Genomic DNA, 23,772 nt, shown 5'->3' with positions numbered 1-23,772 from the left:
AGGCGAAACCGGGGAGTGTCGGAGGAAGGCCCTGACTAGCACGGGGCGCACCGCACGCCAGAGCCGGGAGCCCGATTTGTCCGACCGCCCGTCCATCAGGGAAAACACACTATGGGATCGGTGACCCGCATCGGTGTCGTGGCGGCCTCGTCGCGCTTCAGCAAGGCGACCGCCGCGCGGCTGGACGCTCATGTCGAGGCCCGCTTTCCCGGCGGGGACGTCAAGGTCGTCTTCCATCCCGCCTGTTTCGCCCGGCATGGCCACTTCGCCGGGGATGATGGTCTCCGCGCCCGGGCCTTTCTGGAGATGGCCAATGATCCGCGCTTCGATGCCGTCTGGTTTGCGCGCGGCGGTTATGGCTCCTGCCGCGTGGCCGAGGCGGTGCGCGCTGGCCTGAAGCCCGAGGCCCGGGCCAAGCGCTACCTCGGCTATTCCGACGCCGGAAGCCTGCTGGCCACCCTCTACAGGGAGGGCTTCGCCCATGTCGCCCACGGGCCGATGGTCGCCGATGTCTCGCGCCGCGAGGGTGCCGGGGCCATCGACCGCGCGCTCGACTGGCTGATCAAGGGCACCACCTCGGGGCTCGAACCCAGCCTCGACGGACGCCCGACCGTCGCCTTCAACCTGACCATCCTCGATCAGCTGGTCGGCACGGCGATCGAGCCCGATCTGACCGGCCATGTGGTCATGATCGAGGAGGTGTCCGAGGCTCTCTACCGGATCGACCGGATGATGTTCCATCTGACGGGTCAGGCCTCCATCCGGCGCATCGCGGGCTTTCGTCTCGGCCGGGTTAGCGACATCACACCGAACGAGCCCGAGTTCGGCCTGACACCCGAGGAAATCGTCCGCTACTGGTGCCTCAGGTCCGGCATCCCGTATCTGGGTGCGGCCGACATCGGCCATGATGCCGACAACAAGATCGTGCCTTTCGGTCCGAACGGAGCCTCATGAACCGACGCAGCTTCCTGATCCGGACGGGTGTGATCGCCGGCGCCCTCGGGGGCGGTTGGTGGCTGAAGGACAATGTCCTGTGGAGCGCGCCGGGCCTGGCGTTCGCCGAGGGTGCGACCACCCCCTGGATCGGCTTTGCCGCGCGCGTGCTCAGCCCCACCATCCCGGTCCGCATCGCCGGCCAGACGGTCAATGCCCTGATCGACAGCGGCGCCCAGTATTCGGTGATCGACCGGCGCTTCCACGGCGCCATCGAGGCCGAGCTCGGCCCGCGGCCGCTGTTCGACATCCCCCTCCTGGCCTATGGCGTGGGCGGCCAGCCCCAGATGGGCAAGGGCGTGCGGCTGGACATGGCGATGGAGGGCCTGTCGCTCAGCGGCCTGCGCTGCGCCATCCTCGACCTCGGCCCGCTGGCGGACGAAGAGGGCCTGTCCGCCCCGCTGATCCTGGGGCAGGACCTGCTGAAACTTCTGGCGCTCGAGGTCGACCTGGTCGAGCGCCGCATGCGGCTGATGGAGCGGCAGGCTGTGGTCCATGACGCCCGCTGGTCCCGGGTGGCCGTGCGGCGGCGCGGCACCGCCCTGATCACCCCGGTGGAGGTCGAGGGCCATACGCTGGATGCCGTGGTCGACACCGGGGCCTCCTCCATCCTCAGCCTCAGCCAGCCTGCCGCCGAGGCCGCGGGCATTCTGGACGGACGTCCGGCCGGCACCGGCGAAAGTCTGGTGCTGGGCGGCCAGATCACCGCCGACATCCTGACGGTTTCCCACCTGCGCGCTGTGGGCCGCACCTTCCGCGAGGTCGATGTGCCGGTCTATGGCGCGGTCGGCATGCCCGGCATCCCCTCGGCCCTGCTCGGCATGGCAGCCTTCCGGGATCAGGGCCTGCTGCTCGACATCGGCGGCGGGGGCCTCTATCGCGCCACCCATGTCGACCTGACGGTGGTTCAGTAACCCCGGAAGGTGTCGCAAGCCGCCGGGTCGCCGGTCTCATAGCCGCGGCGCAGCCAGGTGACCCGCTGCTCGGACGATCCATGGGTAAAGCTGTCGGGCGACACCCGACCGCCGCCAAGCTGCTGCAGGGCATCGTCGCCGATGGCCGCCGCGGTCTTCAGTCCTTCTTCCAGATCACCGGGCCGCAGCGCCACCTCGCCGCCCGACAGGCGCGCGGCATTGGCGGCCCACACCCCGGCATAGCAGTCGGCCTGAAGCTCCAGCGCCACGGAAAAGCGGTTGGCCTCGGCCTGGCTGGTGGCCCGGGCCTGCGCCCGCCGCACATCGTCCGAGGCCCCCGTCAGGGTCTGCACATGGTGGCCGAATTCATGGGCGATCACATAGGCCTTGGCGAAGTCGGCGCCCGATGCGCCCAGCTGGGTCTGCATCTGCTGCCAGAAACCCAGGTCGAGATAGACGGTCTGATCCGCCGGACAGTAGAACGGCCCCATGGCCGACTGGCCATAGCCGCAGCCCGTGCCGGTCCCGACCTCGTACAGCACCACCGTCGGTGGGCGGTATCCCATCAGCAGGTCCGACCAGACGGCATTCACATTGCCGCCGATCACATCGACGAACAGGCCCGCATCATCCTCCGGCGTGCCGCGCTCGCCCTCGGCCTGATTGCCCGCAGCACCCAACTGGGTCGCCACCTGGGTCGTGGTTTCGGGCGGAATGCCAAACACCAGATAGCCGATCGCCGCCAGCACCATGACGCCCAGCCCGCCGCCGGCGATCCCGCCCGCGCCCATGCCCCGACGATCCTCGATCCCGCCGCCGCCGCGTTGTCCGCCTCTCCAGCGCATGGTGCCCTCCCGCTTTGCCGTTCCAGCCTATGCCGAACGCGGGTCGCGAGAAAGGGATGCCACGAGGCCGGGCCTCAGTCCTCGCCGTCCAGCCAGCGGTCGATCCCGCCCGTGCGGGCCTCGACCTCCTCGCGGCGGGCACGGGCCTGTGCCGGTGTGCCGGGCGGCACGGCCACGGGCGGTATCAGCACCGGCGTCTGCCGCTGGCGTTCCAGATCGGCGACGATGCGCGCGGCCTCGGCCCGGCCCCGCTCGGCCTCGGCCTGACGCAAGTCGGCCCCCGCCCGCTGGCGATCGATCTCATAGCGATGCCGCTCGGCCGCATAGCCCCCAGGCGGCGGCAGGGCCCCCGCACGCGGCGGCGGCGCAACATAGGGCGGCGGCAGGCTCTGCGCCTCAGCCGCCGTGGCGCCGGCCAGGGCCAGGCCGACGGCGATACCGGACAGGATCAGGGTACGGGTCATGGGGGGAAGGTTAGAGCCGTTGGCGGAGCGGGCCAAGCGGGGCCATACGCGCGGGGACTGAAGGGGGCGAGGGACCAGGGTCGGGTGAGATGTCATGGTTGACTCTCAATTCGTTGCGGACAATCCCACAGAACGATACGAATTGAACCATGAACACTACCACTGATCTGCGGTTTCACACCCTCAGAAAGCGGCATAATCTATGGCTTATCCCGTTGATCTTCGGCGCATGGTTTGCACTGTCGAAGTGTGGGTTGGATGTCGATGTCGCGTATCTTCTGAGTGTTTCCGGCTACGCAATCGTCGTCACGGCGATCTCTTACAGAGAGGCGTATAGGCACGTGGGTTATTGGGTCACTATCGCATCATATTTCTTGGTGCACTGGCTGTTTTTCACTCTCGTTGGAGGGAGCTGGATACCCACTCCTGCGATGGTTCTAACTCCGTTTTTCATCCTCGATTACATTGTGATGGCGTTCCTGCTGCCCAAGTTCATCGGGGTTAAATTCAGCTGGTCAGCTAGCCGCCCTTAGCCGACCACCGCAGCGTCCGCTTCCCGCCGAGCCGTCGCCGCCCTCAACACCTCGGCATAGCCCCCCGCCACCTCCATCCGCTCGCCCTCGGGCCGGGTATGGACGGCGCGGTGCAGGGCGGGCAGTTTCCAGCAGGGCACATGCATGAACAGGTGGTGTTCGACGTGGAAATTGACCCAGTAGGGGGCGATGAAGGCGCGCTCCAGCCAGTTCGCCCGGGTCGTGCGGGCGGCGCGAAACGCATCCTCGGCCGAGCCCTCGACACAGGCGTGTTCGGCGATGTTGCGGATGCGGGTGACCATCGGAAACCAGGTCGCCATCGGCAGAAGCCACAGCACGAAAAAGGCCCACCAGACGCCCGCCACCGCAAACCCGGCCAGCAGCGCTGCATTGACCAGCAGGAAGGGCAGGATCGACCGCCCCGTCACAATCGCCTCGTAAGCGTGGTCGTCGGTGGGCCTTTTAGGGGCGCTATCGCTCGGCTCGCGGAGCCTCGCTGCTTGAGCGCGGGCCGCCAGCGGCAGCAGCACCCTCTGCTTGAAGAAGGTCTGGCCGGTCAGGTCGCGGATCAGCTTGCGCCGCAGCGAGGCGGGGCTGACGGGGAAGGGGGCCGACAGTATCAGGTCCGGGTCCTCCGCCTGCTGGGCAAACCTGTGGTGCGCCAGATGATAGGGGCGATAGCTGGCCAGTGACGCCCCCACTGGCACGGCGCACAGCCAGTGGCCGAGAAAATCATTGAGCTTCAGATTGCGCGACAGGCCGCCGTGCGCCGCCTCATGCATCAATATGGCCAGCCCCAGCTGGCGCGTGCCGATGATCATGACGCTGAGCGGGATCAGCCAGGGGATCCACACCCCCAGCGCCACGGCCAGCGCGATCACCCCCCAGCAATGCACCACCAGCAGTGGCCCCGCCACCACACTGCGCGCCCTGAACGGCGCCCAGTCCTCGGGCGCGAACAGCTGTTGCGGAGCAATGCGAGGCGCGGCGGGCATGGCCCAGTCTACCGTCCTTTTCGACAACGGACAAAAGTCACGCACTCCTGACGAAAAGTCAGGTTGACATTACACGGCGATGGTGTAAGGTAGTCCTTACATTCAGTCAGGAGGACGTGACATGACATCTGCTGCCAAGGCCTACACCTTTCGAACCGTATTCTTCATGCTCGGCTATGTCGTGGCCCTGTTGCTGGCCGTCGGCGGCGCGCTGGATGCCATCGGCGGGGTCAGCGGCTGGATCCTTGCCGCGGCGGTCGCGGCGCCGGTGGCCGGCCAGATCTGGGCGACCCTGGCCTTCATCCGCGACAGCGACGAGTTCGTTGCCGGCGTCACGGCCAGGCGCTTCATCCTCGCCGCCGGCCTGACCTTCGCCCTCAGCGTCTTCTGGGGGTTCGCCGAGAAGTTCGCCGGGGCCCCCCACGTCGAGGGCTGGTGGGTCTATGTCGTCTTCTGGGGGCTGATGGGCTTCATGCCCATCTTCATCCGGAGCAGCCGCTGATGAAGAACCGGCTGAAACTGCTCCGAGTCGAGCGCGGCTGGACCCAGGAACAGCTGGGCCAGGAACTGGGGGTCTCGCGTCAGGCGGTCAATGCGCTCGAGACCGAAAAGCACGACCCCTCGCTCGACCTCGCCTATCGCATCGCCGTGGTGTTCGACCGCCCGGTGGAAGACATCTTCGAAAACCCGCACGCCTGAGCGTTCAGGCAAACCTCAAGGACACTCCCATGCACAACTTCCGTTCCCTTCGGGGGCGCTCTCTTCTGCGCGCCCTGTTCCTCGCCTCGGCCCTGCTGCTGGCCGGGGGTCTGCTCAGCCTGATGGCGCCGCGTATGGCCACCGCGCAAACCGCACCGGCCTTCACCTCGGAGCGGCTGTCGGTCGAGGTGCTGGGTTCAGGCCCCGACGTCATCTTCATCCCCGGCTATGCCTCCTCGCGGGAGGTCTGGCGCGCCGAGGCCGAGCGCCTGTCCGCCACCCACCGTGTCCACATGGTCCAGCTGGCCGGCTTCGCGGGTGAGCCCTGGGTCCACGGCGACGGCCCCTTTGTCCAGCCGGTGATCGACGAACTGGCCCGCTATATCGACGAGGCCGGTCTTGAGACCCCCGCCGTCATCGGTCACTCCATGGGCGGGATGAGCGCCCTGATGCTGGCCCAGCAATACCCCGCCCTGGTCGGCAAGGTGATGAGCGTCGACAGCCTGCCCTTCTTCTCGGCCCTGTTCGGCCCCGGGATGACGGTCGACTCTGCCCGCCCCTATGCCGAGCAGGCCGCTGCAGCCATGCTCACTCTCGATCAAACCACCTTCCGCGCAGGCCAGGAACGCGGTGCGGTCGGCTACGCCAATGATCCGGCTACCCGGAAGGCCCTGGTCGAGTGGAGCGTGACCTCCGACCGTCAAGCCATGGCCGCCGCCATCCGTGACGTGATGTTGACCGACCTTCGCCCCGGCCTTCCCGCCATGACCACGCCGGTCTGGGCCGTCTATGCGGCGGATGAAAACGGCGGCGCGCCGCGTACCACGGCGGACTCCATGTGGCAGCGCGACTATGCTGACCTGCCCGGCGTTACCCTGATCCGGGTCGATGACAGCCGCCACTTCATCATGGCCGACCAGCCCGAGCGGTTCAGCCAGATCGTCGACCGCTTCCTCGCACAGTAGGCGCGACCGTCAGCGCGGCGTGACGTCCCCCGTCCGCCGCGGCTGGCCCGCGAACTCCCCCGCATAGGCCGTGGCGATCATGCTCTTGAAGGCGGTCTGGGGGATGACGATTTCATAGCCGCCCTCGACGCCCGGCCCGACCTGATAAGGCCCGATCAGAAAGATCAGCCCCCCGGCCTTGCCCGCCTGATCCCCCGGCGCCAGCACAAAGGGCGTCTCGCCCGCGCGAGGACAGGCCCAGCCATCGCGGCCCTCCAGGGTGATCGTCCGGGCATCCGGCACCCGCGCACGGCGGGCCGCATTCACCGCCGTGCACAGGGCCTGATCCAGCGCCGTCAGGTCCGCCCCCTTCCGGAACAGCTCCGGCGCGCCGATCACCCGCTTCAGCGACCGGTCCCAGACGATACCCGTGGTCAGGGTGTTGGGGTGGGCCCCGCCCGAATAGTCAAAGGCCTCGCGGCGCAGGCTGAACAGACGGTCGGTCTGACCGGCGACCGTCACGGTGACGGTCTTCTCGAACGGCGGCATGCCCTCATCGCCCTCGGCCTCGGTGCGGGCGGCCAGCGCCCCCTCCTCGAACTGGCGCAGGCCGCGGACCTCCTCGGCATAGGTCCGGGCGTGCAGGTCGGGCTCGGCCTTGATTCCCTCGGGCAGCGTCAGGGCGACGGTGGCGTGCTCGGTCTTGTCGGCAAAGGTCAGGTTCGACGGCGAGGCCGCCGGGGTCTCCAGCGCGGCCGTGCCGGCATCGGCTGCCACCTCGGCCGGGGCGGCCTCTTCGCGGTCGCGGTTACAGGCCGCCAGCGCCAGCGGCAGGGCCAGCAGGATCAGCGACAGGCGGAGGGTCTGGGTCGGGGAGGGACGCATGCAAAACTCCTGGGTTCGCCCCAGTCTAGCCCCCGATCGGGACCGCCCCAAGGCCCAGCGCGATCAACAACAGCACACCCGCCTCCCGGTTGGATTTGAACAGGCGGAGCGCGCCCTCGGGATCATCCGCCCGGACGTTGCGCACCTGCCAGACCAGATGCGCGCCATAGGCCAGCCAGCCGATCCAGAACGGCGGCGACAGCCCGCCAACCGCCGCCGCACCGGCCGAAAAGATCGCCGCCAGCAGGTAGAAGAAGGCAACGCCGTCGCGGACCTTGCCGCCCAGCCGCCGGGCCGACGATTTGACCCCCGCCAGCGCATCGTCCTCGATGTCCTGCAGCGCGTAGATCGTGTCATAGCCCAGCGTCCAGAACACCCCGCCAAGGTAGAGCAGCAGGGCGGCGGTGGTGACCACGCCCTCCCGAAGCATCCAGAAACCTTCGGGGCCCAGATCTTGCGCAAGCACCACGCTGTCGCGCAGCTCCATCAGCCACACCGCGAAGCCGAAGCCACCAGAGATGGCCGCAAACCCCATCAGGGCACCCCAGTTGAAGGTCAGGCCCAGCCACGCCTGCGGCCACCAGGTAATGCGCTTCATGAAGGGATAGGCCGCCACCAGCGCCAGCGACGCCACGCCCAGCATCACCGCGGTCAGGTTCAGCGTCAGCAGGATCAAGAGGCTGATCAGGCAGCAGCCGATCACGAACGCCCACGCCCCCTTCACCGATATCTGTCCTGACGCGACCGGCCGGGCCGCCGTTCGCGCCACCTTCGCATCGATGTCGCGATCGACGATGTCGTTGAACGCACAGCCCGCCGCCCGCATCAGACAGGCGCCCACCGCAAACGCGACCGCCAGCCAGGCCAGCACCAACGGCGGCGCAACCGACCCCAGCGACGCGACCGCCAGCATGATCCCCTGCCAGCCGGGCAGCAGCAGCAGCCAGATGCCGATCGGCCGGTCGAACCGCCCCAGCTTCAGCCACGGCTTCAGCCCCTCGGGCGCATGGCGGTCGACCCAGTTCTGGCCGGCGTCGGGAAGCGGAGCGGTCATGCCTTCTGATAGCGCCTTCCCGGCCCCGATGAGAAGGGATAGAGGGCGCCATGATCCGCGCCCCGGCCTCTGTTGTTGCCCTGACCCGCCATGCGGCCTTTCCGCTGGCGGTGCTGGTGCTGGCCGCCATGGTGCTGGGCCTCGCCCCCATCCTCGTGCGGCTGACCGAGACGGGTCCTGCGGCGGCGGGCTTCTGGCGGTTCCTGTTTGCCCTGCCGCTGCTGACGCTGCTGACCGCGACGCGGGGGAGCGGGGAGGGGCGGGGTCTCGGCACACCCTCGCGCTGGATGCTGCTGGCCGGGCTGTTCTTCGTGCTGGATCTGGCCTTCTGGCACTACGGCATTGTCATGACCTCGGTCGCCAATGCCACGGTGCTCTGCAACCTGACGCCCGTGGTCGTGACCCTGTTCGCCTGGATCGTCTGGAAACAGCGCCCGGGCCGCAGCTTCGTTCTGGCGCTGGGTCTGGCGGTCGCCGGGGCCTTTGCCATGGCCGCAGGCGCCGATGGCGGGCAGGGCACCAACCCCCTTCTGGGCGACCTGTTCTCGCTGTCGGTCGCGGTCTGGTACGCGGCCTATTTCCTCGCGGTAAAGGCCGCGCGGCGCACGGCGGGCGCGCTCAAGGTGACCTTCTGGGCGACGCTGGTCGGCACGCCCCTGCTGCTCCTGATCGCTTTGGCGCTGGGGGAAGACATTGTGCCCGCCGGGCCGGGCGGCTGGATGGCCTGCGCGGGCCTCGGCCTGATGCATGTGGTGGGGCAGGGCGGCGTTGCCTGGGCGCTGGGCCGGCTGCCCGCCTCGGTCACCGCCGTCACCATCCTGATCCAGCCGGTCGTCGCGGCTCTCCTCGGCTGGTGGATCTTTGCCGAGGCCCTGACCCCGGTTCAGGCCATCGGCGGCGTCCTGGTGCTGATCGGCGTCGTCCTCGCCCAGCGCGCCAGCCGCCTGACCCCACCGGCGGGACCGATCATGGTGCCGGACGGGGCCGTGGACCGTCCGCGCAATTGAAACGGGCGCGGACCCCGAAGAGTCCGCGCCCGCGAAGGTCTGAAACCTCAGTCGCTCCTAGAGGAGCTTGAGGCCCACGGCCGAGGTCTTGCCGCGCTGGGATTCCAGCTCGTATTCGACCTTGGCGTTGTCATCCAGACCGGCCAGGCCGGCTTGCTGGACGGCCGTGATGTGGACGAACACGTCCGACCCACCGCCATCCGGCTGGATGAAACCATACCCCTTGGTGGGGTTGAACCATTTGACCGTACCGGTCGCCATAATGCGTCTCCGTAAACGCGCTTTCCAGGCGGACCCCCTGCTGGGGGCCCGTCAACCCGTCTGGATAAAGCTCGTTCAGGCGAAGGAGCGACCCGCGGCTTTGGACACCGCGCAAATCCGGGCTGCGACAGCGTTGTCTCGCGTCAGGGCCTTTTGGTCAACCGGAATTGATTCGCCCAACAGGGGAGCGGATCAGGCGCACAGGCCGCGCGGGGCCCCGTCCAGGTGCAGGTGATCGGCGTGCGCCTCATTGTAATCGGGCGTCAGGACAGTCGAGAAAACGCGACAGGCCCCGTCGCGCAGCCGCTTCAGGAAGCTCCGGCTATCGGGCCCGGCGGGGCCGGTTCCGCGCCAGTCCGAGGCGATGCTGACGACCCGTCCGTCCTCGAGCCGGATGGCCGCGACGTCCAGGGCATTGGCGCGGGCATGCTCGCTGGGCCGCGCCCCGGGGTCCTCCTGGCCATAGATACGGCGGCAGGAATAGGTGCCGAAGTTCTGGACGCTGGCCACCTCGCTGCCGAAGGTCTCCCGCGCGGCCGGGCGCAGGACCTGCCGGTCCCAGATGACATAGCGCACCGCCAGCGGACACTGCATCACCAGCCCGCCGGGGCTGAGCGGCGTGACATCGCCCCCCGTGATCCGCACCGCCCCCCGCACGACGCAAAAACCGCCGTCATCCCGGTCGGGCGCGCGCTCGACCTCGACGCCGGCGTCGCGCAGCACCTGCATACAGGCCTCGGTCACCCCGCGGACCTCCTCGGGTGCGGCGAGGCGCGAGATTTCGAAATCGGCGACCTTGGCCGCCGTCGCCTGACCGATCGGGCGGTCCAGATCCAGCGGCTTCCACGGCAGGTCCTGCGGCGGGGCAAAGAGGTTCAGCATGGCAAAGGCCGCGCACAGACCCAGCGCCGCCTCCCACAACAGATTCCAGAAGTCGGCCAGATCACGCTTCATGCGATCAGCCTAGACGACCCCGCCGGCTTCCGCGACCGGCAGCCCCGCGATCAGGGCGCGCAGCAGGGCCGGACAGGCCTGCGCCCCGGCCGTCCCGTCATTGCTGACGGCGATCAGGGCCAGACCACGTGCGGGGGCTACCATCGCGCTGGCATACCAGATTGTGTTGGAGCCATCGTGGGCCAGCACCCGGCCCGGTGTCGTGCCGTCCGCGCCGGCCCAGGGCTGGTCCAGCACGATCCAGCCACAGCCATAGGCCGGCGGTGGCCCCTCGGCCGGTCGGGTCAGCTGTGCGATGGACTCCCGTTGCAGCAGCGGCCGCCCATCGTTGAGGAACACGGCAAGGAAACGGCCATAGTCCTCAAGCGTCATATGCACGGTCGCGGCCGGACCCATGGCCGCCGGATTGTCCGAGCCGGGATGCGAGGGCGGCAGGGGGGTCACCCGCCCTCCCACCTCCCGGTGCCCCCAGGGGGCGGGTTCAGGCGGTGCCCCGAACCCGGCTGAGGTGAGGCCGAGCGGGTCAAACACCTGCTCCACCATCATCGCCTGCCAGTCCTGACCGGTGATCGCCTCAAGGGCGGCGGCCGCGACCATATAGTTGGCATTGCCGTACAGAAACCGGCCGGGCGTGCCATCGGGCGCAGAGGCGAGCGCCTTTTGCGCCACCGCAAGCCTTTGTTCGGGCAGGGTCGCGGGGTCGCCCCGCGCTGTCATGAGCCAGGCCTGCCCCAGCGCATCACCGTCCCTCAATCCCGCGCGATGCTGCATCAGCTCGACGACGCTGACCTCCGCCCAGGCCGGGTCGTGCGCGCCGGGCAGGGCATCGACGATCTTCAGGTCCCAGTTCGCCAGCCCCTGCTCGACCAGACGCGCGAACAGCACGGCCGTCATGGCCTTGGTATTCGACCCCAGATGCCAGGCGTCAGTGGTCCGCACCGGCTCGGTCCCGTCCTTGCGGCGCGGTCCGCGCACGCCCGACCCGACAAGTCCTTCACGAGAGATAATCGCCGCCCCCAAGCCGACCGGGGCAAAGCGTTCGAACACACTGTCCAGCGCGGCTTCGACAGTCGCATCGCCCGTGCGAGCGCGCGCCAGAGTCGGCAGGCTGACGGCGGGCACGGCCCCCAGGGCGGCCATCAATGAACGTCGGTCCAGACTCATGCGTCACTTCCTGATCTGTCGGAAAAGCCCAGGCGGGCCCTGAGGTCGGCGGGTGAGGTTCCCCCCGCCCGGATCTGCGCCAGCGTGATGGCCCCGTCCCGCTTGGCAAACCGCTTGCCGGTCTCATCCAGTAACAGTGGATGATGACGGTATATCGGCGTCGGCAGCTGCAATAGCGCCTGAAGGACACGCTGGACCGATGTCATAGGGATCAGGTCCGCGCCCCGGATCACATGGGTGATCCCCTGCGCGGCGTCATCGATGACCGAGGCGATCACATAGCCCGCGCCGATGTCCTTGCGCCCCATGACCATATCCCCCAGCGCCTCGGGCCGCGCGCTGTGAGTGCCGGGATCGACGCCCTCCTCGGTCCAGCGCAGGCGTGACAGATCGCCCAGCAGCGCCCGGGCCCGGTCCAGCGACAGCCGCCAGGCAAAGGCTTCTCCGGCCTCCAGCCGCCGGGCTTCCTCGTCCGGGTCATGGGGTCCGCCGGTAAAGGCCGCGAGGTCCGCCGGATCATCCGCATGGGGCGCCAGTCCCGCCAGCGCCAGCCGCTCCTTTCGCGTGCGGAAACAGCGGTACAGCAGCCCCCGATCGCGCAACTGTTCGAGCGCCCGGTCGTAGTCCGCCCGATGCTCCGACTGGCGCCGCACCGGCGTTTCCCAGTCCAGATCCAGCCAGGACAGGTCCTCGAACACGGCCTCGGTGTATTCAGGCCGGCAGCGGGTGAAGTCCGTGTCCTCAATGCGCAGCAGGAATCGCCCCCGGGCCTCCCGCGCCGCCCTCCAGGCGGTCAGGGCGGAAAAGGCATGTCCCATGTGCAGCCGACCCGTGGGCGAGGGGGCAAAGCGCGTAACCAGCGTCATGCCCGGGGCGCTCGCGGATTCCGGCCGCCGAGGCCGGATTCGGGGGTGATCACAGGGCGAACTTCGGCCAGACTGGACATGGGCCGACCCTAGATCGCGGTCCGGACCCTGTCACCAAGGCCAAGCCATGCCGACCGCACCGACGGCCGACCACATCCTGACCGCGCGACAGGCGCTGGCCGCCGCCGACCCCATGCTGGCGCGCGTGGTCGAGGCCGTGCCGCCGTTCGAATGGCGGCTGCGCACCGGCGGCTTCGAGGGGCTGTTCCGCATGATCGTCGAGCAGCAGGTGTCGGTCGCCGCGGCGGCCTCCATCTGGCGCCGGGTGGGCGAGGGTCTCGGCCAGATCACGCCGGAAACCGTCCTGGCTCACTCGCCCGAGCAGTTCCGGAGCTTCGGGCTGTCGGGGCAAAAGGCGCGCTATGGTCACGAGATCGCCCGCGCCCACACCGAAGGCCGCATCGACTTCGACCATCTGGAGCGTCTGGACGACGACGCGGCCATCGCGGCGCTGACCGCCATCAAGGGCGTCGGCCTGTGGACCGCCGAGACCTTTCTGATGTTCTGCGAGGGCCGCACGGATGTCTTTCCCGGCGGCGACGTGGCCCTGCAGGAGGCCATGCGCTGGGCCGACGGGATCGAGGCGCGGCCCACCCAGAAACAGGCTTACGCCCGGGCCGAGGTCTGGCGTCCGCACCGGTCGGTGGCGGCACATCTGCTGTGGGGCTGGTATGGTGCCGTCAAGCGCGGTGAAATTTCCCTGGAAGACGTCGCATGATCGAAGCGCCCCTCCTTCAGACTCTCAGCCAGCCGATCCTGCCCAATCTCTATCTGCTCGACTATGCGGGCGTGGCGGTGTTCGCGGCCACAGGCGCGCTCGCGGCGGCGAGGGAAAAGCACGATCTGGTCACCCTCGGCTTCTTTGCCGCCATCACCGGGGTCGGGGGCGGCACCCTGCGCGATGTCCTGCTGGATGTGCCGGTCTTCTGGGTCGTGGACTGGAAATATGTGGCGGTGTGCCTTGCGGCCGCGCTGGTGGTCTGGATCGTGGGTCGGCCCGAATGGCGGTTCCGCGCCCTGCTGTGGCTGGATGCCGTCGGACTGGCCGCCTATGGCGTGATGGGCGCGGCCAAGGCCGAGGCGCTGGGTGCCAGCCCCCTCATCTGTATCGTCATGGGCACGCTGACGGCCTGTTTCGGCGGCGTGGTGCGGGACCTTCTGGCGGGCCAGCCCTCGATCCTGCTGCGGCGCGAGATCACGGTCACGGCGGCCATCCTCGCGGCGGTGGCCTTTGTCGGGTTCAAGCTGCTGGGCCTCGGCAATGTGCCTGCCGCCCTGCTGGCCATGCCGCTCGGCTTCGCCCTGCGCGCCGGAGCCCTCGTCTGGGGCTGGAGCCTGCCGTCCTTCCCGGCCCGCGTCCGCGCGCCCTGAGAGCGACTTCACGGAACCGACATCTGTTCGTCATGGCGGTGGCCTCGAATCGACGATAAACTTCGTCCATCAGCGTGGAGGAAGTCGTCTTCAGTCCGGTCGCTTGTCCATATGTCGTGCGGAACGGAGGGGGATGATGTCCCGCTCCCTGACCGCTCTTTCCGGTGCCGAACTGGCCGGGGTCCAGCCCGGTCGGATGACGGCGCCCCGCACGCCCTCCGGCTGGCCTGCCCTGGTGCTTAACGCCGACTTCCGGCCCCTGTCCTATTATCCCCTGTCGATCTGGCCCTGGCAGGATGTGATCAAGGCCGTCTGGCAGGACCGCGTCGATGTGGTCTCGGTCTACGACAAGGTCGTCCGCAGCCCCTCGATGGAATTCCAGCTGCCCAGCGTGGTGTCGCTGAAGACCTATATCGATCAGGACCGCTCGCCCGCCTTCACCCGCTTCAACGTCTTCCTGCGCGACGGCTTCACCTGCCAGTACTGCGGCCAGGCGGGTGAACTGACCTTCGACCATGTGGTGCCCCGCTCGCACGGCGGTCGCACGACCTGGGAAAACATCGTGGCCGCCTGCCCGCCCTGCAACCTCCGAAAGGGCGGCCGCACCCCGCAACAGGCCGGCATGCCGATCCGCCACGCGCCGCGCCGGCCGAACGCCTGGCAGCTCCAGGACGCCGGGCGGCGCTTCCCGCCCGACTATCTGCACAACAGCTGGCTCGACTATCTCTACTGGGATATCGAGCTCGAGCCCTGACGCCCCTGGCCTGATGCCCGGGGCCTGACCCCTACCGCCGACGCTGGGTCGCAGCCCAGGCCTCGAACTCATCGATATTGTCCAGGCGGCGCAGCACCTTGTTCTGCGGGTCGATCAGCACATGGCTGTGCGGACCGACACCCCGGACCTCGCCGCGGCCGCCCGTCATGGGCACCGTCTGCACGCGCCCGTCGACCGACACCTCGATCGGCATGGGGAAGACGCTGCCGTCGCCGACCACCCATTCCAGCATCAGCCGGTCGCCCTGTTGTCGGCTGATCAGGTCGGGCAGGGCCGCCTGATACAGATAGCCGTTGAAGAACCAGCCGAGGTCCTGCCCGGTTACCTCATTGATGATGGCGAGAAAGTCGGGCGTCGAGGCAAAGCGCGGCTCGAAATTGCCGGGCCGGGGGTCGGGGCGGCCATAGACCAGCCGGGTCACGGATTCGAAAAAGGCCTCATCGCCGATCAGCATCCGCAGCGAATGCATGATCAGCGAGCCCTTGTAATAGATGTCATTGCCGGGGCCGCGGTCGCCCTCATAGACCTGTTCCTCGGTCAGATCGCTGCCGGACACCACGGGGAACCGGTTGGCCAGCCCCAGCCGCTGCTGCAGCAGGCCCGCCTGATAATACTGCTCGCCGTTCAGCCAGCCCGCATAGAGCGGCTGCATATAGGTGCCCAGCCCCTCGTGCAGCCACATGTCGTCCCAGTTGACGTTGGTCAGCTGGTTGCCGAACCACTCATGCGCTAGCTCGTGCTGCAACAGCCAGTCATAGCCGTTGTGATCCTTGCGGTAGTTGTTGCCATAGGCATTGATGGTCTGGTGCTCCATGCCCAGGTGCGGGGTCTCGACCACGCCCATCTTCTCGTCGCCGAACGGGAACGGCCCGACCGTGGCCTCGAAGAAGGCCAGCTGCTCGGGAAATTCGGCGAACAGGGCCGCAGCCTTGGCCGGATCGGTGCTGTTCAGGTGCCAGAAATGCAGGGGAATGGTGTTGCCGAACCGGCTCTCATAGGTCCCGGCGATCTCGACATAGGGGCCGACCGTCAGCGAAATGGCATAGTTGTTGGGCTGGCGCGCGGTCCAGTTCCAGGTGGTCCAGCCGTCGCCATGGTCCTCCTTGCCGAGGAAGCGCCCATTGGCCGGGGCCGACAGGTTCGAGGGCACGGTGATGTGCAGGTCGACCCGGCCCGGCTCGGCCATCGGATGGTCGATACAGGGCCAGAACAGGTCACAGCCGTCACCCTGGACGGCCGTGGCGATCCACGGCTCTCCGCCCGGCGCGCGCGACCAGACAAAGCCGCCGTCCCAGGGCGCATTGCGCGCCACATGCGGCTGGCCGGCATAGGTGATGCGCAGGTCCACCGACTGCCCCTCGCTGAGGCGGCTTGGCAGGGTGATGGTCATCCGGCCTTCCGGATTGACCCAGTCCCCCGGCGACAGCGGCCGCCCGTCGATGGCGACTTCCGACACATCGAACCGGGTGTCCAGTTCGACCACCAGCCGGTCCAGCGGTGCCGTGGCGGTAAAGGTCAGGGTGGCCACCCCCTCGATGGCCTTCTCGTCCGGCATGACCTTGATCGCCAGATCGGCCACGTCGAACCGCATGGCCAGCTGCTCCGGCGTGCGCGGCCCGCCCGTGTCCATGGTGAAGGCGGTCGAGGTCCGCTGTTCGCCCGCCTCCTGCGCCAGCACGGGGGCGCTCGCGCCAAAGCTCAGGCCAAGCGCGGCCATCGAGACCAGTAGGGGGCGGAACGATACGGTCACGGGCGTCTCCGGCAGGCCTGTCACAGGAAGACCGGAACCTTAGAGGGCGGACCACAAAAGAAAAGGCCGGTGTTTCCACCGGCCTTTCCGAAATCTGGCTGATCTGCGGGGATCAGGAAGCTTGCTGTTCCGCCAGCTTGGCCTTCACCTGGCGCTTGATGCGCTGGGCGGCGGTCGACAGCTTTTCGTCGCGGGCCTTGACGATGAAGGCGTCCAGGCCACCCTTGTAGTCCAGGGTGCGCAGGGCGGCGTTCGAGATACGCAGGCTGAAGGTCTGGCCCAAGGCGTCCGACGCGACCTTGACGGTCTTCAGCGACGGCAGGAACCGGCGCTTGGTCTTGATGTTCGAGTGGCTGACCGAATGGCCGACCATCGGGCCGATCCCGGTGAGTTCGCAACGACGCGACATGGACTGATCCTCATTGGCGCCATGGTGCAAAAAGACACCGGGCGCGAAACATTGGGTGCACGCGAAACCCTGTCCCGCGCGAGAGGCGGTCGTATAGAGGAGGAGGGGGCCGGGCGTCAAGGCCGCGCGCGGGGGATTCCGGCGGGGGGAATCCGCTTGCCCCGACCGCACAATTACGGATCGTTCAGCCCCCGTTCAATTGCGGACACATAGTCAGGTCATATATCGATCCCCGGAGCTTCCAGAGAGGGCTGACATGACGAACACACGAATCCCGACCCCCCGCCCGACCCGGCGGATGTCCCGGACACTGCCGGTCGCGGGCGGTGCCCTGGTGCTGGGCCTGATGATGACAGTGCCGTCCTCGGCGACTTCGCCCCAGGCCTCCGGCACGCCGCAACCCGGGTATTGGGAATATACCACCAGCGCCCTCGGCGTCCGCGACACCGAGACCAAGTGCGTGCGCCCCAGCGAGATCACCCGCTTCTTCAGCGGCCTGTCGACCCGGCGCTGGACCTGCACCTATCCGGTGCGGGAAGTCGCCAATGGCCAGGCCCGCTTCGAGGGCACCTGCCGCGATCCCAAGAACCGCACCGTGCGCGTCCGCCTCAGCGGTCCGTATGCGCCGGAGAGCTTCCGCTTCAACGGCGGCGCCCAGCTGGCGCGCGGCACGCCCTATATCCCGGCCAGCATCAATGCCCGCCGGATCAGCGCCACCTGCCCGGCCGGCGCCGAATATTTCTGATTACAGCGGCGCGGACCTGGCGACCACGAAGGTGTGCGTCTCGCCGTCCGCGTCGATCAGGCTGACGTATTCGCCCGGGACGAAGCGCTCCTCGCCAAAGCGAAAGCCGGTGGCGTCGGGCGCATCCTCGGGCGCCAGATCCAGCAGCCACTTGCCGCCGGGCCCCTGACGCAGGGTGCCGGTGGCGACCGTCTGATTGCTCTCGAAGCGGCGCACATGCAGGCGCCCGGCCTGATCGCGGCAACCGGCGGGGTCCAGCCTGCCGTCCGCGTCCAGAACCGCGACGATGTCCCAGCCGTCCTGCGGATTGCCGGCCGGCGAGCCGGGCTCGCGCGCCAGTTCAAGACGGATGTGGGTCAGGGTCGAGGTCATGGGATGCTCCTGCAGGGGGGCCAGGTCCGGCCGCCGTGGCTGTCATGGTCACTCTTGCCGAACGTGCTTCACCCCCACCTTGATCCACGTCAAGGGTCGGGCGAGGCTGTCGGGCTCAACGCCGCAATCGCCGCAAAGGATGTCCCGCATGCACCCGCGTCTGACCGTCATCGTCCTTACGGGGGTTGTCCTCGCCGCCTGCTCGACCGCGCCGGAGGCACCGCCCCCCGCCCGGCAGACCGATCCCGCAGCCGTCCTGCGGGGCGAGGCCCTGGCGCAACAACGGTGCGCCGCCTGTCATGCCGTCGGCCCGACCGGCGCCAGCCCCATGGCCGAGGCTCCGCCGTTCCGCGACCTGCACACCCGCTATCCCGTCCGCTTCCTTGAGGAAGCCCTGGCCGAGGGCCTGACCACCGCCCACCCCGCCATGCCCCAGGTCGAGTTGCAACCCGACCAGATCCGCGACCTGATCGCCTGGCTGGAATCGCTCGAGGCCGGCTGAGGCCACACACGAAAAAAGGCCCCGGATCGCTCCGGGGCCCTCATTCTTTTCAGCCTGTGGCCTGAAATCAGGCCGCTTCGGCGGCGGCCGGGGCCGGCGGGGCCTTCTTGGCGCTCAGCGACTTGGCCAGCAGCTCGACGGCGGCGTCCTTGTCGATGCGGTTGGCGGCGGCGACTTCGCGGGCCATGCGGTCCAGGGCCGATTCGTACAGCTGACGCTCCGAATAGGACTGTTCCGGCTGGGTGTCGGCGCGGTGCAGGTCGCGCACCACCTCGGCGATCGAGATCAGGTCGCCCGAGTTGATCTTGGCCTCATATTCCTGGGCCCGGCGCGACCACATGGTGCGCTTGATGCGGGCGCGGCCCTTCAGCGTGGTCAGGGCCCGGCTGACCACATCCTCGGCGGCCAGCGAGCGCAGACCGGCGGTCTTGGCCTTGTTGGTCGGCACGCGCAGGGTCATCTTCTCGTGGTCAAAGGTCACGACATAGACTTCCAGGCTCATGCCCGCGACTTCCTGGGTCTCCACGGCGGCCACCTTGCCGACACCATGAGCCGGATAGACGACCGCGTCGCCAACCTTGAATTCAAGACCACTCTTGCTCGTCATGTCATTTCCTTTCACGGACGCAGACGATCGCAATTCATCTCGGCATCACAGACGACCTGTCCTGCCCGGCAAGACGGCACCGGCGGACTGTCGATCTCAGATGCGGAAACGGATCACCAAACCTCTGGCCGCCCCGGTTTACGTCGGGGTTCTATCGTTACTCCGGATGGTGCGAGACGTCTCGCGGGCCATCCGACCGAATGAGATCAATCTATCACAAAAAGCGGAAAATTCAAAATATCCCCAAGCGGGACCACGGGCGAGGGGCATATTGTGACCGGATTGGGGCCAAAGCTCGCGCGCCTGTTGCGCAAATAGGCCCTCAGGAGCCCTTGCCCGGCTTTTCCGAGAAGTATTTTTCGAACTTTCCGGTCTCTCGCTCGAACTCTTCAGCGTCGGCGGGGGGTGTGCCCTTGACCGTGATGTTGGGCCAAACCTTTGCGAAGTCGGCATTGATCTTCAGCCACTTGCCGTCGGGCTCGTCCTCGGTGTCGGGCTTGATCGCGTCGACCGGGCACTCGGGCTCGCAGACGCCGCAGTCGATGCATTCGTCCGGCGCGATCACCAGAAAATTCTCGCCCTCATAGAAGCAGTCGACCGGGCACACCTCGACGCAATCCATGAATTTGCAGCGCACGCAGGCGTCTGTGACGATGTAGGTCATGAACGAAACCGGGGGTCGAGGGATCAGCCGGAGGGCCGGACCGGGCAGATGGCCCCCGACGGCCAAAGTGTCAACCGTCGGGGCTCGCCAGCGGGGGCCGGTTCAGGTCTTCATACAGGGCCGCCGCTTCCGCCGGCGGGCCTCTTCTTTTGCCGAGGGCCAGGATCCGGACCTCGACCAGTTCCGGCCCGCGCATCAGCATCAGCACATCGCCCGTGCGCACCCTGAACCCCGGCTTGGACATCCGCGTCTGGATGCCCGCGCGGGTCAGGCGGATGCGCCCCGCCTCGACCCGGGCCGCCGCCTCGGACCGGGTCGGCGCGAACCGCGCCCGCCACAGCCAGACGTCGAGGCGACAGACATCGGCGCTGTCGGTCATGCCGGTCCCTGGCCCGATCCCTTGCCCGCAGCCTTGCGCCGGCGGCGGGCGGGCTTGCGGCGGGCCGGCGCAGGGCGTTCGGTCAGCACCGCCAAGGCCGCAAAGGGCGAATCCTTTGGCGGCCGCGCCTTGCCGGGCACATCCGGCTTTTGTACCCGGGCGGTTTTCAGCGCCGGAATGATCTGTTTCGCCTGCTCCGCGCTCCACCCCAGCTGGCCGAGAGCCTCCTCGGTTAGCCGCCCGGCCGCCTGCGTCCGCAGCCCGGCCATCGTCTCCAGCGCCTCGGCCGGCACCAGCCAGCGGCCCACGGCGCGCAGGCCCCGGGCCGACAGGGCGCGTACCGTCATCGGCCCGGCGGGGGCCAGCACCGGCGTCTTGCCCGCCTGAAGCATCGGCGACGCGGCAAAGGCCCCGGCAAAGGTCTGCGCCCGCGCCTTCAGCACCCCCGGCAGCCAGACCGAATGCACCCCCACCCGCACGGCAAAGGTCTTCAGCGTTCGCCGCTCAACCTGGCTCAGCGCCGCCAGATCCCGCTCCACCTCGCGCCGGTCGATCAGGCCCCCGGCCTCGATCAGCCGCCAGGCGATGCCGCGCGGCAGGCCTTTGAGCGTCCCGCCCTCGACCGCCCGCTGCAGCCGGTACAGCGGGCGCAGCGCGCGCGTCGCCTCGGCCGCCAGCCAGGCTTCCAGCCGGTGAAGCGCCCGTTCGCGCACCCGGGCCGAGCCCAGATCGCCGTCCAGCCGCATGCGGGGCGCCAGCGGATCGCCGGGGATCACCTGTCCCACCCGCGCCTCGCGCCACAGCACCGTCCCGTCGGGCAACAGGGCAAAGGCCTCATCCGGCTCGGCCGCCAGCCGCCCCAGCCGCCGCTCCACCTCGGGTGCCACCGCCTGTCGCGCCGCCCGGCCCAGCGCCCGCGTCTCCAGCGCGCTGGCGCCCGCTTCGGCCTTGAAGCTGATGCCGGTCAGCCGGCCGACCGCCTGCCCCTCGACCGAGACCGCGCCGTCCTCGGACACCTGGGTGTCGGCCTCGCCATAATCCTTCAGCGCCTGCATCAGCACCGTGGTGCGCCGGTCGACGAAGCGCGCGGTCAGCCGCTCGTGCAACACATCCGACAACCGGTCCTCCAGCGCCCGGGTCCGCTCGCGCCAATGCTCCGCGGCCTCCAGCCAGCCCGGCCGGTTGGCGATGTAGCTCAGCGTCCGCACCCCGGCGAGGCGCGCCGAGATCCGGTCGATCTGCCCCTCATCGCGATCCAGCGCCGCGAACCGCCCCGCAAACCAGTCCTCCGTCACCCGGCCGCCCGGCCCGGTCAGCGCCTCGAACAGATGCATGACCAGCTGGAAATGCTGCTCCGGCGTGGTCTTCTGAAAGTCGGGCATCTGGCAGCAGTCCCACAGCCGCATCAGACTGCCGCGCGACCGGGCGATGCGCTGCACATCCTCCTCGCGCGCGGCCCGCCTCAGCAGCACCTCATCCAGCGCCGGCGCCGACAGCACCAGTCCCGGATGGTCCGGCCGCGTCTCCAGCGCGCGGATCAGGGCGGGCAGGCTGTCGAAATCCAGCCGCCCGTTCCGCCATTCCGCCGCCCGTACCGGGTCGAACCGGTGCTCGACCACCTGCTCGACCAGATCGGGATCGAGGTCCTGCGCCTGGGCCGTCACGCCAAAGGTGCCGTCGCGCAGGTGCCGTCCGGCCCGCCCGGCGATCTGGCCGATCTCATGCGCATGCAGGTGCCGCGTCCGCCGCCCGTCGAACTTTTTCAATCCGGCAAAGGCCACATGGTCGACATCCATGTTCAGCCCCATGCCGATGGCGTCGGTGGCAACCAGAAAGTCGACCTCGCCCGACTGGAACAGGGCCACCTGGGCGTTGCGGGTGCGGGGGCTGAGCGCGCCCATGACCACTGCTGCCCCGCCCCTCTGGCGGCGCAACAGCTCGGCGATCGCATAGACCTGCTCGGCCGAGAAGGCGACAACCGCCGACCGCTTCGGCAACCGGGTCAGCTTGGACGGCCCGGCATAGGCCAGCTGCGACAGCCGCTCGCGCTCGCGGATTTCCACATTGGCCACCAACCGCCGGATCAGGGGCGCCATGGTCCCGGCCCCCAGGAACATGGTCTCGAACCGACCCCGGGCATGCAGCAGCCGGTGGGTGAACAAATGCCCACGCTCGGGGTCGGCCACCAGCTGGATCTCGTCGACCGCCACAAAATCCACCGCCCGGTCCATGGGCATGGCCTCGACGGTCGAGACGAAATAGCGCGGCCGCTCCGGGACGATCTTCTCCTCGCCCGTGATCAGCGCCACCGAGGCCGCGCCCCGCTGTTTCGCGATCCGCTCATAGACTTCGCGCGCCAGAAGCCTGAGCGGCAGGCCGATCATGCCCGTCGCATGGCCCAGCATCCGCTCGACCGCCAGATGGGTCTTCCCGGTATTCGTCGGGCCCAGCACCGCCACGACCTGCGCTGCCGACTGTCCTGTAAGGCGATCGTTCATGACGCGATAAAGGTGGGGCGGGTCACGACCGGACTCAACCGGGTAATCGTACCGGCCCGTCGCCGAAGGGCGATTAACGCGCGTGACACGGCCTGTGGAACAAGCGCGAAACGAATCGGGACCGAATCACTGACTCGCCCTGATTCGGGGTTTGTTCACCGCAACATATTGTATCTTAATGCTGATTAACCACAATCGGAGAGCGCCGCCGCTGGTGGTCCCGCAGGTTTTTCGATGCCGAAACCGTCCTGGCGCTTCCCCTGTTTCGCGCGACCCGCTAGGTCACCCCGCGACGGCCCCGTAGCTCAGCTGCATAGAGCAAGGCTTTCCTAAAGCCGAGGTCGCAGGTTGGAGTCCTGCCGGGGTCGCCAGTCACAACCTGCCGTCGAGCAAAGCCGGCAAGCGGCGACCATTGTGGCGCTCTCCTTCGAGCACTAGGCTAACCCAGTGGCAGTCGTCCGAGGCGGGCGTTCGAAGGGTGGAGGTGTCCATGAAGAAGGTGCTGATTAAAATATTTGGGCTTTCCGTATTCTATCTGGTAATATTTTTCGTATACCAACCTGGCGAGAACTTATTTGAGAAAATTGCTTTTCCATTTCTATACACGATGCTAGCTTATGGTGTATTTGCCCTTATATGCAAAGGTTATAACAACAAGTTTGGTGGTGCTGTGCGTACTGCATCCAACAGGGTTCGAAGCGGGATCGACAGGTTTCCAAAGTGACTTGTAGTTTATGATGTAACAGTCTGACGGTGCCGTTTGGTTCTTGGAAATTCAGCGGGAGCGTGGTCGAGGTTGGGCCGTCGTTCACTCAGATTTCCTTGCTGGCCAGTCTGGACTCTGATGGGCCGCGGCGGGCCCTCTATCCGAGTTACCGCCCGATATCCCGCGCGCCTTCAACGCCCTTCCCGTTTCCCGCAGCGTTTTGCCCGCCCTGGTCCGGGGGCGGTGTAGGCTGGTCGGTTGACGCGACTATTCCTCCCCCCGATGGGGGAGGGGGACCGCAGGCATCAGCGCAGGGGCGGTGGGGGCAGGGTTGCGGCAGACGGGGCAGGGGCCGG

At 68.1% G+C, this 23,772-nt stretch carries 29 protein-coding genes and 1 tRNA gene; 14 read left to right on the top strand and 16 right to left on the bottom strand.

The features are described 5' to 3' along the window. Positions 1-111: 111 nt before the first annotated feature. The gene (locus IBJ06_RS12450) at positions 112-954 is read left to right on the top strand and encodes an LD-carboxypeptidase (RefSeq protein WP_292160849.1); all 843 of its coding nucleotides are present in this window, start codon (positions 112-114) and stop codon (positions 952-954) included. After that, the gene (locus tag IBJ06_RS12445) at positions 951-1,907 is read left to right on the top strand and encodes an aspartyl protease family protein (protein WP_292160846.1); all 957 of its coding nucleotides are present in this window, start codon (positions 951-953) and stop codon (positions 1,905-1,907) included. The genes IBJ06_RS12450 and IBJ06_RS12445 overlap by 4 nt, the downstream gene beginning before the upstream one ends. Here IBJ06_RS12445 and IBJ06_RS12440 read toward each other — a convergent pair. Continuing rightward, entirely contained in the window at positions 1,901-2,752 is an 852-nt protein-coding gene (locus tag IBJ06_RS12440) for a neutral zinc metallopeptidase (RefSeq protein WP_292160843.1), read from the bottom strand. The genes IBJ06_RS12445 and IBJ06_RS12440 overlap by 7 nt on opposite strands. 74 nt (positions 2,753-2,826) lie before the next feature. Continuing rightward, positions 2,827-3,216 (bottom strand): hypothetical protein, encoded by a 390-nt coding sequence (locus IBJ06_RS12435; RefSeq protein ID WP_292160841.1) that lies wholly within the window; start codon positions 3,214-3,216, stop codon positions 2,827-2,829. Between the two features lie 149 nt (positions 3,217-3,365). Between IBJ06_RS12435 and IBJ06_RS12430 the strand changes: the two genes are divergently transcribed. After that, the gene (locus IBJ06_RS12430; protein ID WP_292160839.1) at positions 3,366-3,749 is read left to right on the top strand and encodes a hypothetical protein; all 384 of its coding nucleotides are present in this window, start codon (positions 3,366-3,368) and stop codon (positions 3,747-3,749) included. On the opposite strand, the gene IBJ06_RS12425 is transcribed toward IBJ06_RS12430, so the two are convergent. Next, entirely contained in the window at positions 3,746-4,744 is a 999-nt protein-coding gene (locus IBJ06_RS12425) for a fatty acid desaturase family protein (RefSeq protein ID WP_292160836.1), read from the bottom strand. The two genes, IBJ06_RS12430 and IBJ06_RS12425, sit on opposite strands and share 4 nt — an antisense overlap. 121 nt (positions 4,745-4,865) lie before the next feature. Here IBJ06_RS12425 and IBJ06_RS12420 point away from each other — a divergent pair, with 121 nt between their 5' ends. The 3 genes from IBJ06_RS12420 to IBJ06_RS12410 are packed head-to-tail and all read left to right on the top strand — an operon-like array spanning position 4,866 to position 6,408. Further along, the gene (locus IBJ06_RS12420) at positions 4,866-5,246 is read left to right on the top strand and encodes a hypothetical protein (RefSeq protein WP_292160834.1); all 381 of its coding nucleotides are present in this window, start codon (positions 4,866-4,868) and stop codon (positions 5,244-5,246) included. After that, positions 5,246-5,443, top strand: a complete 198-nt coding sequence (locus IBJ06_RS12415; RefSeq protein WP_123287885.1) for a helix-turn-helix transcriptional regulator — start codon at positions 5,246-5,248, stop codon at positions 5,441-5,443. The genes IBJ06_RS12420 and IBJ06_RS12415 overlap by 1 nt, the downstream gene beginning before the upstream one ends. Positions 5,444-5,472: 29 nt before the next feature. Beyond that, the gene (locus IBJ06_RS12410) at positions 5,473-6,408 is read left to right on the top strand and encodes an alpha/beta hydrolase (RefSeq protein WP_292160830.1); all 936 of its coding nucleotides are present in this window, start codon (positions 5,473-5,475) and stop codon (positions 6,406-6,408) included. A gap of 9 nt (positions 6,409-6,417) precedes the next feature. On the opposite strand, the gene IBJ06_RS12405 is transcribed toward IBJ06_RS12410, so the two are convergent. Both IBJ06_RS12405 and IBJ06_RS12400 read right to left on the bottom strand, forming a co-directional pair. Next, positions 6,418-7,272: a DUF3298 and DUF4163 domain-containing protein gene (locus tag IBJ06_RS12405; RefSeq protein ID WP_292160827.1), complete on the bottom strand. Its 855-nt coding sequence runs from the start codon at positions 7,270-7,272 to the stop codon at positions 6,418-6,420. A 25-nt stretch (positions 7,273-7,297) separates the two neighbouring features. Further along, the gene (locus tag IBJ06_RS12400) at positions 7,298-8,326 is read right to left on the bottom strand and encodes a UbiA family prenyltransferase (protein ID WP_292160824.1); all 1,029 of its coding nucleotides are present in this window, start codon (positions 8,324-8,326) and stop codon (positions 7,298-7,300) included. Between the two features lie 50 nt (positions 8,327-8,376). Here IBJ06_RS12400 and IBJ06_RS12395 point away from each other — a divergent pair, with 50 nt between their 5' ends. Beyond that, the gene (locus IBJ06_RS12395; protein WP_292160821.1) at positions 8,377-9,333 is read left to right on the top strand and encodes a DMT family transporter; all 957 of its coding nucleotides are present in this window, start codon (positions 8,377-8,379) and stop codon (positions 9,331-9,333) included. Between the two features lie 57 nt (positions 9,334-9,390). On the opposite strand, the gene IBJ06_RS12390 is transcribed toward IBJ06_RS12395, so the two are convergent. From IBJ06_RS12390 to gluQRS, 4 genes are all read right to left on the bottom strand, one after another. Then, positions 9,391-9,594 carry a cold-shock protein gene (locus IBJ06_RS12390; protein WP_292160818.1) on the bottom strand — a complete coding sequence of 68 codons (204 nt, stop codon included), beginning with the start codon at positions 9,592-9,594 and terminating at the stop codon, positions 9,391-9,393. 192 nt (positions 9,595-9,786) lie between these two features. After that, positions 9,787-10,548: an extensin family protein gene (locus IBJ06_RS12385; protein WP_292160815.1), complete on the bottom strand. Its 762-nt coding sequence runs from the start codon at positions 10,546-10,548 to the stop codon at positions 9,787-9,789. 9 nt (positions 10,549-10,557) lie between these two features. Next, a complete protein-coding gene (locus tag IBJ06_RS12380) occupies positions 10,558-11,712 on the bottom strand; it encodes a serine hydrolase domain-containing protein (protein WP_292160813.1) in 1,155 nt (384 codons plus the stop codon). Further along, the gene (gene gluQRS / locus IBJ06_RS12375; protein WP_292160810.1) at positions 11,709-12,578 is read right to left on the bottom strand and encodes a tRNA glutamyl-Q(34) synthetase GluQRS; all 870 of its coding nucleotides are present in this window, start codon (positions 12,576-12,578) and stop codon (positions 11,709-11,711) included. Before gluQRS ends, IBJ06_RS12380 begins: the two co-directional genes overlap by 4 nt. 127 nt (positions 12,579-12,705) lie before the next feature. Between gluQRS and IBJ06_RS12370 the strand changes: the two genes are divergently transcribed. From IBJ06_RS12370 to IBJ06_RS12360, 3 genes are all read left to right on the top strand, one after another. Further along, positions 12,706-13,356, top strand: a complete 651-nt coding sequence (locus IBJ06_RS12370; RefSeq protein WP_292160807.1) for a DNA-3-methyladenine glycosylase — start codon at positions 12,706-12,708, stop codon at positions 13,354-13,356. Further along, positions 13,353-14,009 (top strand): trimeric intracellular cation channel family protein, encoded by a 657-nt coding sequence (locus tag IBJ06_RS12365; protein WP_292160805.1) that lies wholly within the window; start codon positions 13,353-13,355, stop codon positions 14,007-14,009. The genes IBJ06_RS12370 and IBJ06_RS12365 overlap by 4 nt, the downstream gene beginning before the upstream one ends. A 196-nt stretch (positions 14,010-14,205) precedes the next feature. Next, a complete protein-coding gene (locus IBJ06_RS12360) occupies positions 14,206-14,763 on the top strand; it encodes an HNH endonuclease (protein ID WP_292161057.1) in 558 nt (185 codons plus the stop codon). Positions 14,764-14,794: 31 nt separating this feature from the next. Here IBJ06_RS12360 and IBJ06_RS12355 read toward each other — a convergent pair whose 3' ends face one another. Next, positions 14,795-16,534, bottom strand: a complete 1,740-nt coding sequence (locus IBJ06_RS12355) for a M1 family metallopeptidase (RefSeq protein ID WP_292160803.1) — start codon at positions 16,532-16,534, stop codon at positions 14,795-14,797. Between the two features lie 112 nt (positions 16,535-16,646). Next, positions 16,647-16,943, bottom strand: a complete 297-nt coding sequence (gene rpmB, locus IBJ06_RS12350; RefSeq protein ID WP_292160801.1) for a 50S ribosomal protein L28 — start codon at positions 16,941-16,943, stop codon at positions 16,647-16,649. Between the two features lie 256 nt (positions 16,944-17,199). On the opposite strand from rpmB, the gene IBJ06_RS12345 reads away from it, so the two are divergent. After that, a complete protein-coding gene (locus IBJ06_RS12345; RefSeq protein ID WP_292160798.1) occupies positions 17,200-17,688 on the top strand; it encodes a DUF3617 family protein in 489 nt (162 codons plus the stop codon). Here the strand turns inward: IBJ06_RS12345 and IBJ06_RS12340 are convergent, their stop codons facing one another. Then, complete coding sequence (locus tag IBJ06_RS12340; RefSeq protein WP_292160796.1) at positions 17,689-18,060, bottom strand: hypothetical protein; 372 nt, start codon at positions 18,058-18,060, stop codon at positions 17,689-17,691. It abuts the gene before it with no gap. A 148-nt stretch (positions 18,061-18,208) separates the two neighbouring features. On the opposite strand from IBJ06_RS12340, the gene IBJ06_RS12335 reads away from it, so the two are divergent. After that, positions 18,209-18,562: a cytochrome c gene (locus tag IBJ06_RS12335; protein WP_292160794.1), complete on the top strand. Its 354-nt coding sequence runs from the start codon at positions 18,209-18,211 to the stop codon at positions 18,560-18,562. Positions 18,563-18,629: 67 nt separating this feature from the next. Here the strand turns inward: IBJ06_RS12335 and IBJ06_RS12330 are convergent, their stop codons facing one another. The 4 genes from IBJ06_RS12330 to IBJ06_RS12315 form a co-directional block, all read right to left on the bottom strand. Further along, entirely contained in the window at positions 18,630-19,169 is a 540-nt protein-coding gene (locus IBJ06_RS12330) for a CarD family transcriptional regulator (RefSeq protein ID WP_292160791.1), read from the bottom strand. Positions 19,170-19,491: 322 nt separating this feature from the next. Further along, positions 19,492-19,833 (bottom strand): ferredoxin FdxA, encoded by a 342-nt coding sequence (fdxA, locus tag IBJ06_RS12325; RefSeq protein ID WP_292160788.1) that lies wholly within the window; start codon positions 19,831-19,833, stop codon positions 19,492-19,494. Positions 19,834-19,903: 70 nt separating this feature from the next. Then, entirely contained in the window at positions 19,904-20,212 is a 309-nt protein-coding gene (locus IBJ06_RS12320; RefSeq protein WP_292160785.1) for a S4 domain-containing protein, read from the bottom strand. After that, positions 20,209-22,710: a helicase-related protein gene (locus IBJ06_RS12315; RefSeq protein ID WP_292160782.1), complete on the bottom strand. Its 2,502-nt coding sequence runs from the start codon at positions 22,708-22,710 to the stop codon at positions 20,209-20,211. The genes IBJ06_RS12320 and IBJ06_RS12315 overlap by 4 nt, the downstream gene beginning before the upstream one ends. A 294-nt stretch (positions 22,711-23,004) precedes the next feature. On the opposite strand from IBJ06_RS12315, the gene IBJ06_RS12310 reads away from it, so the two are divergent. Both IBJ06_RS12310 and IBJ06_RS12305 read left to right on the top strand, forming a co-directional pair. Next, positions 23,005-23,081 (top strand) — tRNA-Arg (locus IBJ06_RS12310). A 119-nt stretch (positions 23,082-23,200) separates the two neighbouring features. Further along, a complete protein-coding gene (locus IBJ06_RS12305) occupies positions 23,201-23,434 on the top strand; it encodes a hypothetical protein (RefSeq protein ID WP_292160779.1) in 234 nt (77 codons plus the stop codon). Positions 23,435-23,772 lie beyond the last annotated feature (338 nt).

The organism is Brevundimonas sp. (genome assembly GCF_016742135.1).
GTDB lineage: Bacteria > Pseudomonadota > Alphaproteobacteria > Caulobacterales > Caulobacteraceae > Brevundimonas.
This window is presented reverse-complemented; position numbering and strand designations above follow the sequence as displayed.

Coding starts and splice junctions, on each gene's coding strand:
- IBJ06_RS12390 (WP_292160818.1), bottom strand. CDS start 9,594: ATGGCGACCGGTACGGTCAAATGGTTCAACCCCACCAAGGGGTATGGT.
- IBJ06_RS12395 (WP_292160821.1), top strand. CDS start 8,377: ATGATCCGCGCCCCGGCCTCTGTTGTTGCCCTGACCCGCCATGCGGCC.
- IBJ06_RS12425 (WP_292160836.1), bottom strand. CDS start 4,744: ATGCCCGCCGCGCCTCGCATTGCTCCGCAACAGCTGTTCGCGCCCGAG.
- IBJ06_RS12430 (WP_292160839.1), top strand. CDS start 3,366: ATGAACACTACCACTGATCTGCGGTTTCACACCCTCAGAAAGCGGCAT.
- IBJ06_RS12440 (WP_292160843.1), bottom strand. CDS start 2,752: ATGCGCTGGAGAGGCGGACAACGCGGCGGCGGCGGGATCGAGGATCGT.
- IBJ06_RS12320 (WP_292160785.1), bottom strand. CDS start 20,212: ATGACCGACAGCGCCGATGTCTGTCGCCTCGACGTCTGGCTGTGGCGG.
- IBJ06_RS12410 (WP_292160830.1), top strand. CDS start 5,473: ATGCACAACTTCCGTTCCCTTCGGGGGCGCTCTCTTCTGCGCGCCCTG.
- IBJ06_RS12340 (WP_292160796.1), bottom strand. CDS start 18,060: ATGACCTCGACCCTGACCCACATCCGTCTTGAACTGGCGCGCGAGCCC.
- IBJ06_RS12435 (WP_292160841.1), bottom strand. CDS start 3,216: ATGACCCGTACCCTGATCCTGTCCGGTATCGCCGTCGGCCTGGCCCTG.
- IBJ06_RS12380 (WP_292160813.1), bottom strand. CDS start 11,712: ATGAGTCTGGACCGACGTTCATTGATGGCCGCCCTGGGGGCCGTGCCC.
- IBJ06_RS12330 (WP_292160791.1), bottom strand. CDS start 19,169: ATGACGAGCAAGAGTGGTCTTGAATTCAAGGTTGGCGACGCGGTCGTC.
- IBJ06_RS12385 (WP_292160815.1), bottom strand. CDS start 10,548: ATGAAGCGTGATCTGGCCGACTTCTGGAATCTGTTGTGGGAGGCGGCG.
- rpmB (WP_292160801.1), bottom strand. CDS start 16,943: ATGTCGCGTCGTTGCGAACTCACCGGGATCGGCCCGATGGTCGGCCAT.
- IBJ06_RS12420 (WP_292160834.1), top strand. CDS start 4,866: ATGACATCTGCTGCCAAGGCCTACACCTTTCGAACCGTATTCTTCATG.
- gluQRS (WP_292160810.1), bottom strand. CDS start 12,578: ATGACGCTGGTTACGCGCTTTGCCCCCTCGCCCACGGGTCGGCTGCAC.
- IBJ06_RS12405 (WP_292160827.1), bottom strand. CDS start 7,272: ATGCGTCCCTCCCCGACCCAGACCCTCCGCCTGTCGCTGATCCTGCTG.
- IBJ06_RS12305 (WP_292160779.1), top strand. CDS start 23,201: ATGAAGAAGGTGCTGATTAAAATATTTGGGCTTTCCGTATTCTATCTG.
- IBJ06_RS12400 (WP_292160824.1), bottom strand. CDS start 8,326: ATGACCGCTCCGCTTCCCGACGCCGGCCAGAACTGGGTCGACCGCCAT.
- fdxA (WP_292160788.1), bottom strand. CDS start 19,833: ATGACCTACATCGTCACAGACGCCTGCGTGCGCTGCAAATTCATGGAT.
- IBJ06_RS12370 (WP_292160807.1), top strand. CDS start 12,706: ATGCCGACCGCACCGACGGCCGACCACATCCTGACCGCGCGACAGGCG.
- IBJ06_RS12445 (WP_292160846.1), top strand. CDS start 951: ATGAACCGACGCAGCTTCCTGATCCGGACGGGTGTGATCGCCGGCGCC.
- IBJ06_RS12315 (WP_292160782.1), bottom strand. CDS start 22,710: ATGAACGATCGCCTTACAGGACAGTCGGCAGCGCAGGTCGTGGCGGTG.
- IBJ06_RS12335 (WP_292160794.1), top strand. CDS start 18,209: ATGCACCCGCGTCTGACCGTCATCGTCCTTACGGGGGTTGTCCTCGCC.
- IBJ06_RS12345 (WP_292160798.1), top strand. CDS start 17,200: ATGACGAACACACGAATCCCGACCCCCCGCCCGACCCGGCGGATGTCC.
- IBJ06_RS12415 (WP_123287885.1), top strand. CDS start 5,246: ATGAAGAACCGGCTGAAACTGCTCCGAGTCGAGCGCGGCTGGACCCAG.
- IBJ06_RS12360 (WP_292161057.1), top strand. CDS start 14,206: ATGACGGCGCCCCGCACGCCCTCCGGCTGGCCTGCCCTGGTGCTTAAC.
- IBJ06_RS12450 (WP_292160849.1), top strand. CDS start 112: ATGGGATCGGTGACCCGCATCGGTGTCGTGGCGGCCTCGTCGCGCTTC.
- IBJ06_RS12365 (WP_292160805.1), top strand. CDS start 13,353: ATGATCGAAGCGCCCCTCCTTCAGACTCTCAGCCAGCCGATCCTGCCC.